Source organism: Flavobacterium sp. (assembly GCF_965262375.1).
GTDB lineage: Bacteria > Bacteroidota > Bacteroidia > Flavobacteriales > Flavobacteriaceae > Flavobacterium.
On sequence record NZ_OZ253527.1, the window covers coordinates 860,440 to 873,227 of the forward strand.

The window sequence follows — 12,788 nt, forward strand, 5'->3', positions numbered from 1 at the left end:
TTTTTATTTTATTTTTGTATCGCTAATTAATTTACACAACACAATGAAAACATTAAACGACATTAACTTTAAAGATAAAAAAGCATTAATCCGCGTTGATTTTAACGTGCCTTTAGATGATACTTTCAACGTTACTGATAGCACGCGTATTGAAGCAGCTAAACCAACGATTGAAAAAATTTTAAACGAAGGAGGAAGTGTTATCTTAATGTCTCATTTAGGAAGACCAAAAGGAATGCAAGATGAATTTTCATTGCGTCATATCGTGGCTCGTACAGCTGAAATTTTAGGTCGTCCAGTTACTTTTGCTTCTGATTGTATAGGTACTGTTGCTGAAAATGCTGCAGCAAACATGAAAGCAGGGGATATTTTATTACTAGAGAACTTACGTTTTTATAAAGAAGAAGAAGCGGGTGATGTGGTATTTGCTCAAAAACTTGCCAGCCTTGGTGATGTTTATGTGAATGATGCTTTTGGTACCGCACACCGCGCCCACGCTTCTACCACAATTATAGCACAATTTTTTCCAAATGATAAATGCTTTGGTGTTTTATTAGCTAAAGAAATTGAAAGCTTAAATAAGGTTTTAAATAACAGCGAAAAACCAGTTACAGCCGTTTTAGGAGGTAGTAAAGTTTCTTCAAAAATTACAGTTATTGAAAATGTTTTAGACAAAATTGACCACATGATTATTGGTGGTGGAATGACTTTTACTTTTATCAAGGCTTTAGGTGGACAAATTGGAAACTCTTTATGCGAAGATGATAAATTAGATTTAGCCCTTGAAATCTTGGAAAAGGCTAAAGCAAAAGGGGTTCAAATTCATTTACCAGTCGATGTTTTGGCCGCTAATAAATTTGCTAATGATGCAGATACTAAAGTGGTAGATGTAAATGCAATTCCTGAAGGCTGGTTGGGTATGGATGTAGGTCCAAAATCATTAGATGCTATCAAAAAAGTAATATTAGATTCTAAAACGATACTTTGGAATGGGCCTTTAGGAGTTTTTGAAATGGATACTTTTGCTAATGGAACTATCGAATTAGGTAATTTTATTGCGGAAGCTACAGAAAATAAAGCTTTCTCATTAGTAGGTGGTGGCGATAGCGTTGCGGCTGTAAAACAATTTGGTTTTGAGCCTAAAATGAGTTACGTTTCTACAGGCGGTGGTGCCATGTTAGAGATGTTAGAAGGTAAGACTTTACCTGGTATTGCGGCTATTTTGAACTAATTAAGTCAATTTTAACACTTTTTATTGTTATTATTCAAATTTAGGTTTTATGTTTGTAAATCTAACATAAATAGCTGAAAATAAGTTATTTGTAAATTAAAGCTGATGATTAGAAAAAAGAAAGCCCTCAATCTATTTTTACTTTTATCTGCCTGTGTCACTTTTGGTCAACAAGGAATTGTCAAAGATTCTGTTGTGAAACCAGTGGTTAAAGTTTCCTATTTGGATTCTATTAAAAAAACATTTATAGCAGATGAAACTTCGGATTGTATCGATAATCAATACATCAAGGAGTTATCGAATACTCAAGATATTTTTGATGGTATCGTTTCGGACATCAAAAACCTAGATTTGAATGCCAAGGTGGATTTTGATTTACCTACCGATTTGTTCAAAGAACGTTTGCGTTTAATGGATGAAAAATCGCCTTTCAATATTGAATACAACCCACAATTAGAGAATTTAGTTAAAAATTTTCTTAAGAATCGTAAACGTTCATATGAGCGTTTGATGGGATTATCTCAGTATTATTTTCCTTTGTTTGAAGAAGCTATGGCACGTTACGATGTGCCTCTAGAAATTAAATATTTGGCAATTGTTGAATCTGCTTTACGTTCAAGTGCGGTTTCCAGAGTAGGGGCTACTGGTTTGTGGCAGTTTATGTTTGAAACAGGAAAGCAATACGGCTTAAAAATCGATTCGTATGTAGATGAGCGTAAAGATACGTACAAAGCTACTGACGCGGCAGCACGATATATGCAAGGGATGTATAAAATCTTTGGCGATTGGGAATTGGTTTTAGCATCTTATAATTCAGGTGCGGGTAATGTAAGTAAAGCGATTCGTCGTTCGGGTGGATTTCAAAATTTTTGGAACATCAAAAATAAGTTACCGCGAGAAACGCAAGGCTATGTTCCTGCTTTCTTAGCTACCATGTACATATTTGAATACCACAAAGAACATGGTATGGTGCCTTATAAGCCGGTGGTTAAACATTTTGAAACGGATACTATTGCTTTAAAACGTAAAGTTTCCTTCAAACAATTAGCTAGCTTATTAGACATATCGGAATCAGAAATTGAATTTTTGAATCCATCTTATAAAATGAAAGTGGTTCCTTATGTAACAGGAAAAACTAATTTTATCTGTTTGCCCAAAAAGAAAATTGCAGTTTTAGCTTCTAATGAAGATAAAGTGTATGCGTATGTGGATTATGAAGAAAGCAGACGTGAAAAACCTTTTATCAAAACTGTTAAACCTCGTATTGTAAAAGATACTTTAGGAACGGAAACGGTAGTTCAAGAAGCTATTGTTAAAGTGGAACCTAAAAAGGTTTTATTGCAAAAATTCCATACGGTTCGCAAAGGAGAGGACTTGTCTCAAATTGCTGAAAAGTACAATGTAGTTGTTGCCGATATTAAAAAATGGAACCGCTTGAAAGGAACTCAGGCCAGAACTGGTGCTAAACTTCGTATTAAGTATGATGAAAGTAACACGGTGGCTGCTCACGCTGTTCAAGAACCTGAACCAGTTGTTTTAGCTGAAGCTACTGTAAAAGAACCTAAGGTAAAAGCGACTAGAGAGGTTAAATCGAAAGTAGAAGATGCGGTAGCCGTTAAAGATACAGCGAGTGCTCATCATACCGTGCAACCTGGTGAAACTTTATATGCTATTGCAAAAAAATACCGCGTTTATGTTTCTGATTTAAAAAAATGGAACCATTTAGAAGTGGGAGCAGTAGTAAATCCTGGTGATGTTATTAAGTTAGCGGAACCTAAACCTGAAATGCTAGTTGTAAGCGAAGACTATGTGGTTAAAAAAGGGGATAATATTGGAAGTATTGCCCGTTCACATAAAGTGTCGGTGGAAGCGGTTATGCAATGGAATGGTTTAGTTTCTAATAATATTAATGTAGGACAAAAGCTTAAAATTGAAAAACAAACCACTGTAGTTCCAGAGGCGCCTAAAAAGAAGTCGTTATTTGAAGAACAACGTCTTTATGTAGTTCAAAAAGGAGATTCTTTATTTAAAATTTCTCAGAAAATGAATACTACGGTTGCTGAGTTACGTAAAAAGAATAACATTAAAGAGAATGAATTGCAACCAGGAATGAAATTAAAAATATAATGAAGAGAACGCCTAGGTGTTCTTTTTTTGTAATGTAATTTAAACCTAACAGGACTTTGAGACCTGTTAGGTTTTTTTAGTTTATACCTCAAGTTTTCCAAGTATCTATTATTTTCGATACTTTTACTTTTAAATTCGTAATTCATGAAACAAATATTTAAAATAAAGCGTTTTAAGGAGCTTTCTACTGAAGAACTATATCAAGTACTATATTTGCGCTCAGAAGTCTTTGTAGTGGAGCAAAATTGCGTGTATTTAGATATTGATAACAAAGATGGTAAAGCGATTCATGTCTTAGGTTATATCGGAGAAGATTTGGCTAGTTATTGTCGTTTGTTTGATGCTGGCGATTATTTCGAGGAAAGTTCTATAGGTAGGGTAGTGGTTGCTCCAAAATACCGTGCCTTAAAATTAGGACATGAATTGATGCAAGTGGCTATTGAAACGATAAGTTCTAGTTATGGAACTACAGCCATTACAATTTCGGCACAACAATATCTAACTAAATTCTATCAAAGCCACGGTTTTGTGCAAACTTCCGAAATGTATTTAGAAGATGATATTCCGCATGTTGCGATGAAAAAGATTTAAATATTTATGTACTTGCTAATTTTTAATTTAATTGCGTGAAAATTCTTAGCTAATGAATCTTGATCTATATTTATGCATATAATTAAACCTTTTTATAAAAAAAGGCTGTCTTTTTTTTGACAGCCCTTTTTTTAAATTTACTTAGTTCTTAATAATTTTATATGTTTTATTTTGAGATTTCAAAATGTATATACCTGCAGGATAGCCACTCATTTCAATTTTTGTAGCGTTTTTTTCTGATTTCATTAGATTTCCAAGTGAGTTGAATAATTCATAATCTGAATTTGCTCGAATATTCAGATAATCGCTTACTGGATTTGGATATATTTCTGGTATAAGTTGAGATTCTAACGATTCTACAGATTGATTTGTTATTGTACTTGTAATATTAACTGTATAGTCTTCTACTTCGCCATATAAGAATGTATCACAAGCTGAAGTTGTCGGACTAGTAGTTTTCATTTGAATACGCATTCTCGTTTTACCTAAACTCGCATTTGCAGGTACTGTGAACTGATTTGTTAAATTCAAATTTGAATAGCTACTTGTGTTAACTGCTTTTTCAGTTACTTCAAATGCTCCATTTTTGTTATAATCAATCCAAACTGTAAAATTAAATTTCGTATAACTGCTTGCATAACGCATACCCGTACTAAGCGTTATTGTATTGTTTCCTATTGGTAAATTTGTTTCTATTGCGGTATGATCTGAATATCCATTAGCTGAAACTGTTTGATTTTTTATTTGATTTAATTCTACATAATCAATCCATTCTGAAGTACTATAATTTGCTTTTGAATTACAATAATTAGGAACAACTATTATATTTTCTTGAGTTTTAATCGAAATAGTATTACTGCTTGCAGAATAATTGTTATTGGTATCTACTGCTTTTACAGAAAATATATAATTGGTATTAGCCGTCAAACCTGAAACTGCAAAATAAGTAGTTATTGTAGTTCCAATTAAAATACTATTTTGGTAGATTTCATAATTTTTTATTGCTACATTGTCAGTTGATGGAGTCCAATTTAACTGAACAGAATTAGTAGTAATATTAGCACTTGATAGGTTAGTAGGTGCTGTTGGAGCAGTTATATCGATTACAATATTGCTTAATGTGGTTGCATTAATCGTATTACTGCTTGTAGAATAATTGTTATTGGTATCTACTGCTTTTACAGAAAATGTATAATTGGTATTAGCCGTCAAACCTGAAACTGTAAAGGAATTATTAAGGCTAGTTCCAATTAAAATGCCATTTTGGTAGATTTCATAATTTTTTATTGCTACATTGTCAGTTGATGGAGTCCAATTTAACTGAACTGAATTGGTGGTAACATTAACACTTGATAGGTTAGTAGGTGCTGTTGGAGCAGTTGTATCGATTACAATATTGCTTAATGTGGTTGCATTAATCGTATTACTGCTTGTAGAATAATTGTTATTGGTATCTACTGCTTTTACAGAAAATGTATAATTGGTATTAGCTGTCAAACCTGAAACTGTAAAGGAATTATTAAGGCTAGTTCCAATTAAAATGCCATTTTGGTAGATTTCATAATTTTTTATTGCTACATTGTCAATTGATGGAGTCCAATTTAACTGAACTGAATTGGTGGTAACATTAACACTTGATAGGTTAGTAGGTGCAGTTGGAGCAGTTGTATCGATTACAATATTGCTTAATGTGGTTGCATTAATCGTATTACTGCTTGTAGAATAATTGTTATTGGTATCTACTGCTTTTACAGAAAATGTATAATTGGTATTAGCCGTCAAACCTGAAACTGTAAAGGAATTATTAAGGCTAGTTCCAATTAAAATATTATTTTGGTAGATTTCATAATTTCTAACCGCTATGTTATCAGTTGAGCTAGACCAATTTAGTTGTACAGTATTGGTTGTAATATTAGCACTTGATAGGTTAGTAGGTGCTGTTGGAGCAGTGTTATCGTTAGTCAGTGGTGTTTTGAAATCGAATATTTGTGAAAAATCTGAATATTCTGAAAAATCACAAGTATTTCTGATTCGTAAATTGTAATTAGTATACGAAGATAATCCAGTTAAATTTATGCTATTTGTTGTAGTATTAATATCTGTCCATGTTGAAGCAATGGCTTTTTTATAGCTTACAGTATAATGGTTGTTTACATTTGAATCCCAAAATAATGTTACACTGGTGGTGTTAATTTTATGAAGTTTAATATTTGTAGGAATATTAGATACGCAAGATGGTAATTCTTTTAAACCTGAAATTATCAGAGAAAAATTTTGTAAACGCCCTTGTAAACTCGCTTTTTTATGACTCACTCTAACAGTGTATAAACCACTAGCATTTGCTATTGTAATTTTTTCATAGGGATCTCTATTGTTATCACCTAATTCATTAGTTGTTGCACTAGTTAATTTCCAAGGAAAAAAGTTAATTCCGTCTTTAGAAATTCTTATATCTAAGTCATTGATTAATTTAGCAGTATTGTCATTCACTAATGTGGATAATGTTGTAGCTGCTGGATCTGTCCAAGAAATTGAAGCAACAAGATTGTTTATACCATCACTTTCTACTTGAAATTCAAGTGTTTGACCATTAGAAATAGACAATTCTTGAATTCTAGAAAATTTATTTTTGTTAGTAATTACCTCTGCAGCTTTTTTAGCATTCATCAAACCCCAACCGTATACTGCGTCTGGTCCAGCTATACCTGCATCGTCAGCGGTATGTAAGATTAACCCTTTTAAGGTTGACGCTTTCATATAACGACCATTCAAGTTATTAAAATGTTGTTGAAGCAATAAGGCTGTTCCTGAAACATTAGGTGTTGCCATTGAGGAACCCGTTTTAGTGGTATAATTTGTGTCTCCATCATGATTCGTCGAAAATACCTGTGTTCCATTTCCAGTAATGTCTGGCTTAATACGTAAATCGTCTGTTGGTCCTTGACTACTTGTGGGATGAATTTCTACACTAATCAAATTACCATTCGTATCTATAACTGCATCTTGTCCATTTGCTACGACAAGAGCATTTTTACAGGTTTTGTACCCTAGAATTTTATCATAGCCAGATAATAATGGTCTACTTGAAGTGTTTTGAGCACCACTATTACCTACTGATGTAACCATTAGGTATGAAGGTGAATTATACATTAAGTTATCCCAATCCCTAGATAAATCTATATAAGCACCTGCATAATAATCGTCCACTAGATAATTTCCTGCGCCATCATATGCTGAATCACCATAGGAATGACTTGAGATCAGTAGACCGTTTTTTGCTTCTGTCGTTGTTTCAGATAGTGCATTGTTCCATATATAGCTTTTTACCTTCGCTTGTGGTGCCATTCCTTTTGCTAATGGATTAGCTCCAGATGAGGCTATTGTACCTATTACATGTGCAGAGTGACTTACCTGCATAGTTTGACCTGCAATATTTTCAAAAGCAGTATCCATACTTTGAACTCTATTTTGACCACCTATCCCGTCGTATTCTTGGTGAGTTAATTTTGCATAACCTGCATCCCATACGCCAATATTCATGTTTTGTCCTTCTAAATTCAAACCGAGGCTGCCCCCAGAATTCAAAGAACGTGTACGTGTAGAAATTGCTGCAGCTTCATTATTTGTTTCAAAATAAATAGGCTTCCCGTTATAAATACGTTGCAATTCACGTACTGTACCTGTGCTATCTACTGTTCTTAAAGGAATATTTTTTTTTGTTGCATATTCCTTAACTGCTTTTCTATCTTTATTTTCTTGTACACGTATTTTTTTTTCAAATTCAGTCAAAAGCTTCAAGTTATAATTCTTGATTACCTTGCTCTTTTCTACTTGATTTTGTGCAAATGTACCTATGCTTAAAGCAAAAAATAAATAAGTAATTTTGTTCTTCATTTATAGCTAAAATTTCGGTCAAAATTACAGTTAACACTTTGTTTTTATTGTAGTCGGATTTCTACATATGTTGTTTTTGTGATTAAAAGAGTGTTTTTATGATATACATATAGGACTTAATAAAACAATGTTATTAATTATATTGAAAATGAAAAAAAACGAATAGTTATTTATTAATCATTATTTTTATTTCACAGCTATTAATCAAATTTTGTTTCTTTACTTCAATAAAATTTTATTATACTCTCCATTTGTATTCAGTAATTGGGTAGCACGTTTTATAACCGAATTGTTTTTTGTATAATATTCATACAAACCTTCTTTGTACTGGTATCGTTTGATAAGTTCGTCTTTAAGTAAATGGATAATTTCAGATTTGTTTTTATCTAACTCTATCTCATCCGATTTTTGTAATGCACTTTGTAAAGCTTCGTATTGTAACTTGATGTTGGCATCAATTTTTTCCTTTTTAGCTTGTTCCAAAACTTCTTTTAATGCCAATTCCGTTTTGGTATCAAAAGAGAATTTTTGAGTTTTTAAAAAGTTTTTAAAATCAACAAAGTCTGCTTCTGTAAGGGTTGGAATTGCAGTACCTAAGTTTGGTTTTTTGTAATAGTACTGCGTTGCATAATTAAAAATGGCGTCACCTCTTTGTAAAGCTTCCGCAATAGTACTGGTTTTAGTATCTTCTAATTCGATATCGGGTTGTATACCACCTCCATCATAAACTGTTCTTCCTTTACGGGTTTTAAACGCATTGAAATTTTTAGCATCTGTTTTAATCGCTTTGCCATTAGCATCGCGTTTCGAATAATCTAAGGCTTGTATGCATCTTCCAGACGGAGTATAATAACGCGATATGGTTACTTTTACCTGAGTACCATAGGTTAAATCGATTGGACGTTGTACTAAACCTTTACCAAAACTACGGCTTCCTAACACCACAGCACGGTCTAGGTCTTGTAAGGCACCTGAAACAATTTCACTGGCCGAAGCACTTTTTCCATCGACAATGATAGCTAATGGAATTTCTAAATCAACAGGTTGTTTAGAGGTTTTATACACATTATTGTGTTTTTCAATTTTTGATTTTGTAGTTACGATAACTTCATTAGCAGGCACAAATAGGTTGCAAATATTAACGGCTTCGTGAAGTAAACCGCCAGGATTCCCACGTAAATCTAAAATAATTTGTGTTGCGCCTTGGTCTTTCAATTTTTCAAGTGCTTCCCGTGTTTCTGAAGAAGCTTTAGCATTGAATTGCGATAATACGATGTAACCCGTTTTCGCATCGGTCATGCCGAAATAAGGAACTGCTTTAACATCTACTTCATCTAAAATAATTTGAGCTGTTTTGAGTTCACCATTTCGTTTGTATTTGACATCAATTTTGGTGTTTTTAGCTCCTTTGAGTAGTTGCGAAACATCTTCTTTGAATTCGGTCAAGAGTACATCGTTTATCTGAACGATTTCATCCCCTGCCTTCAAACCCGCTTTATCGGCAGGATAGCCTTTATAGGGTTCGCGTATGAAAGTCTTTCCATCTTTGCGGGTAATCATAGCACCTATACCGGTGTATTCGCCAGTGTTGTTAATTTTAAAGCGCACCACATCGGCTTCGTTAAAATAGTTGGTGTAAGGGTCAAGTTCTGCCAACATACTTTTGATGCCTTTATCCATCAATTGTCCAGGATTAGTCTGGTCAACATAATTCATGTTAACCGTTTTGAATAGCGTAGTGAAGATTTCTATTTGTTTCGCAATTTCAAAGAAATCGTCTTTGAAACTTGCACCTACAAAAAGGAAACCTCCAGCAATTGCCGGAAGGATATAGCGTTTTTTAATGGATTGCAACATAGTTAGTCTTTTTTCTTTATAAACCTTTTTCTGATATAGAAATATAGTCCCACGAAAATAAGAAGAAAGGGCCAAATACTAAGCACACTTAACAGAAAATTGGATAAACCATTAAAACCGGATTGTATAGCATTCCAAATTTTACCTCCATAAGAAATGGTGGCACCACTTTCTGTTGGACTTGAAGTGTACATTTCAATAGTAATTGTACTAAATGACACGCGGTTTTGCATATAATTAAGTTGTCCTTCTTTGGCTTCTATTTCCTCTCGAATGGCGGATAATTGTTTTTCAATTTCCAACATTTCGGAGATTTTGGTTGCTTTTTGCAAGAGTTGCAAGTAACGCGCTTCTAGCTTTTTCTTGGCTAACATTCGAGATTCAACATCAATATATTCTTCGGTTACATCTTGCTGTGTAATTTCTTTCGTATCAAAATGCTTAACACCCTGACTGATAGTTGCAATAAATGAATCGAAATTTTTATTAGGGATACGAATAGTTAAATTTCTAAAAATAGCATCATATTCTTTTCCTGAAATATCACTAGTAATCGTAGCTTTTGCAGTTGTAGCAATTTTTTGAATTTGAAGATAAGTCTCGTCGATGTTGTTTGATTCAAATCGTAGCTGTGCTGATTTTATAATTTTTGTGTTTTCACTAGGAGTACTCAAGCTTGTTTCTTTTTGTGCTGCCACATCATAAGCAACTTTCTTGTCTTTTAGTTCTGAAGATTGAATATTAATTTCTTTGACAGCTACGGCCTCTTCGGCGCTTGCTACTTCATCTTTGCAACTTATGCTGTAGCACAATAATATGAGAAAAAATGAATACTTTTTCATGATATAGAAATGATAAGATTAGACGTATTAATTTCTATATCAAAAATGTAGCCAACTATGTTTTTGTGATAAAATATAGTATCAAAAAAGTTCTTAAATTATTAAGAATATGTGCCCAAACAGCGTGGTTGTAATTAAAGCGTTGCGTTAAAAATGAAAAATAGATTCCTAAGCCTATATATGGAAGTGTTAGTGTGGTGAGGAACAACAATTGTACGCTTAGTATTTGTTGAAATGTAATTAATTTATAGGTATGTAAAAATCCAAAAAATAGAACTGAAATTACTAGGTAAGGGGTTTTGAATTTACAAGGAATAGCTTTTTCAAGGATGTTTACTTTAGAAAAATAAACAACAATTATGATGGTTAAACCAATGGCTAAAAATGCTAAGTCGAAGTTTTTCCAACTAGGATGCAATAAAAATTCTCGGTTGCTAAATGACTTTAAAATGAAGTAGGCTGAAAAGGAATAGAGTAGTTGTTTGTATGTGAATTTAGTTAGTGGGAATCTGAAAATATATTCTTCGAAGATTGGAGCTACAAAACACCCAATAATTAGAAATAAAGAAGGGTGGATAGCTTGAATGATTCGTTTAGTTTCTAGCGCATCTATGTGCGATACGAAACCCATTTGGCTGAGTAGGAAAGAGCATAACGTTCCGATAAAAAATGCAAATACACCTACGAGTAGTGGGGCAATGATAATCCAAAAAAACTTTTGTAAAAGCCATAGACTTTTCTTTGATAGTATTTGTTTCATAAAGCTAATACTCTAATTGTCCCACATGACGCATCACACGTATGGTTTTGTTTTTTCTGCGTTCCACATAACTCGACGAACCTACGGCCTTGTATTTACGAGGGTTGGGCAAAATTGCTGCAATAGAGGCTGCCTCGTATTTGGTTAAGCTTTTAGCACTTTTGTGAAACCAATATTGACAAGCCGCTTCAGCCCCATACACTCCATCGCCCATTTCGATGCTGTTGAGATACACTTCCATAATGCGTTTTTTACCCCATATCAATTCGATAAGCACGGTGTAGTAGGCTTCTAAAACTTTACGCACATAACTGCGTCCTTGCCATAAGAATACATTTTTGGCTGTTTGCTGTGAAATTGTACTTCCCCCTTTTAACTTTTTTCCTTTCAAATTGCCTTTAAATGCTTTGTTCATAGCGGTGAAATCAAAACCGTTATGACGTAAAAAAAGACCGTCTTCACTAGAGATAACCGCTTTTTGCAAATTCATAGATAAATCTTCAATGGGCACCCAGTCGTGAGCACATTTCATTTCTTTGCCTTCTGCCTTATTCTCTATAGCTCGGATAAGCATAAGTGGCGTAAAAGGAACAGGGACAAATTTGAATAAAACCACCATGGCTATAGAAATAAGATTGAACCAAAGGAAGCATTTCCATATAAAACGTTTCACCTTGCCCATAAAAGTTACTGGTTGTGTTTTGGATTTTGATTTGGTTGTTTTTTTGGTTGCCATTTATTTAGTAAGTGATTCAATGGTTTTTTGTAAGTTCTCTATTAAAATATCTTTGTCTCTTAATCTTGCTTCATATAAATTTTCTATTTTTTGAGATTTATCAATATTCTCTTGATGAAAATTTTCTATTTGCTGTAAATAACCAGTTGAAGTTTCTCTATTTATCTGATGCAGAATGTTTTTATTATTGATGTCTAAAAGGTTCGCTAAGGGAATTTCAAGAATTTCAGAAATTTGAAATAATCGCTCAACCGTTAATTTTGTTTGATTCATCTCAATTTTTCTATATGCAGCAGTTGAAGTATTCATTTCGAGTGCCATAGTTTCATATGAAAAGCCCTTTTTTTTTCGATTTTCTTTTATCTTGCTTAAAATATCTTCTATTTCCATTTTAGGATTTTTTCGTAAAAGTAATTATTTTTTACCAAAAAGTACTTTTTATTTTTAATAAGTGTTTTTTTATAAATTGCACAGGGTATAATTTTGCTTTATAACATTTTAAAAAATTATTATGAAAAAATTATTATTTGGCATGCTTATGCTAGCTAGTGTAACTACTTTTGCAAACACTAAAGAGACTAAAACAATTAAAATTGAGTTGCCAAAAACTGAAGTTACTAAAGTTAATGTAGTTTCTTGTACTGGAACAAATTCTGATGGTGATAGAATAACTATTCAATGTAGTTGTACAGGAAGTGAATGTTATCAGAAATTAAAAAAATTACTTGCTGTTGAGTAATAAAATTAATA

At 33.0% G+C, this 12,788-nt stretch carries 10 protein-coding genes; 4 read left to right on the forward strand and 6 right to left on the reverse strand.

Features of this window, described 5'->3' with window-relative positions:
* Positions 1 to 43: 43 nt before the first annotated feature.
* The 3 genes from ACQY29_RS03965 (at position 44) to ACQY29_RS03975 (ending at position 3,949) form a co-directional block, all read left to right on the forward strand.
* Positions 44 to 1,231, forward strand: coding sequence for a phosphoglycerate kinase (locus ACQY29_RS03965; protein ID WP_428223948.1), 1,188 nt, complete (start codon positions 44 to 46; stop codon positions 1,229 to 1,231).
* 105 nt (positions 1,232 to 1,336) lie between these two features.
* Positions 1,337 to 3,358: a LysM peptidoglycan-binding domain-containing protein gene (locus tag ACQY29_RS03970; RefSeq protein ID WP_428223949.1), complete on the forward strand. Its 2,022-nt coding sequence runs from the start codon at positions 1,337 to 1,339 to the stop codon at positions 3,356 to 3,358.
* 144 nt (positions 3,359 to 3,502) lie between these two features.
* On the forward strand, positions 3,503 to 3,949 hold the full coding sequence (locus ACQY29_RS03975) for a GNAT family N-acetyltransferase (RefSeq protein ID WP_428223950.1): 447 nt from the start codon (positions 3,503 to 3,505) through the stop codon (positions 3,947 to 3,949).
* A gap of 141 nt (positions 3,950 to 4,090) precedes the next feature.
* Here the strand turns inward: ACQY29_RS03975 and ACQY29_RS03980 are convergent, their stop codons facing one another.
* From ACQY29_RS03980 to ACQY29_RS04005, 6 genes are all read right to left on the reverse strand, one after another.
* On the reverse strand, positions 4,091 to 7,843 hold the full coding sequence (locus ACQY29_RS03980; protein ID WP_428223951.1) for a fibronectin type III domain-containing protein: 3,753 nt from the start codon (positions 7,841 to 7,843) through the stop codon (positions 4,091 to 4,093).
* 219 nt (positions 7,844 to 8,062) lie between these two features.
* The gene (locus tag ACQY29_RS03985) at positions 8,063 to 9,700 is read right to left on the reverse strand and encodes a S41 family peptidase (RefSeq protein ID WP_428223952.1); all 1,638 of its coding nucleotides are present in this window, start codon (positions 9,698 to 9,700) and stop codon (positions 8,063 to 8,065) included.
* A 2-nt stretch (positions 9,701 to 9,702) separates the two neighbouring features.
* A complete protein-coding gene (locus ACQY29_RS03990) occupies positions 9,703 to 10,542 on the reverse strand; it encodes a DUF4349 domain-containing protein (RefSeq protein WP_428223953.1) in 840 nt (279 codons plus the stop codon).
* Positions 10,543 to 10,597: 55 nt separating this feature from the next.
* Positions 10,598 to 11,302 (reverse strand): hypothetical protein, encoded by a 705-nt coding sequence (locus ACQY29_RS03995; RefSeq protein WP_428223954.1) that lies wholly within the window; start codon positions 11,300 to 11,302, stop codon positions 10,598 to 10,600.
* A gap of 4 nt (positions 11,303 to 11,306) precedes the next feature.
* Positions 11,307 to 12,038 carry a monofunctional biosynthetic peptidoglycan transglycosylase gene (gene mtgA / locus ACQY29_RS04000; RefSeq protein WP_428223955.1) on the reverse strand — a complete coding sequence of 244 codons (732 nt, stop codon included), beginning with the start codon at positions 12,036 to 12,038 and terminating at the stop codon, positions 11,307 to 11,309.
* Positions 12,039 to 12,428 (reverse strand): helix-turn-helix domain-containing protein, encoded by a 390-nt coding sequence (locus tag ACQY29_RS04005; protein ID WP_428223956.1) that lies wholly within the window; start codon positions 12,426 to 12,428, stop codon positions 12,039 to 12,041.
* A 121-nt stretch (positions 12,429 to 12,549) separates the two neighbouring features.
* On the opposite strand from ACQY29_RS04005, the gene ACQY29_RS04010 reads away from it, so the two are divergent.
* Positions 12,550 to 12,777, forward strand: a complete 228-nt coding sequence (locus ACQY29_RS04010) for a hypothetical protein (RefSeq protein WP_428223957.1) — start codon at positions 12,550 to 12,552, stop codon at positions 12,775 to 12,777.
* Positions 12,778 to 12,788: the final 11 nt, after the last annotated feature.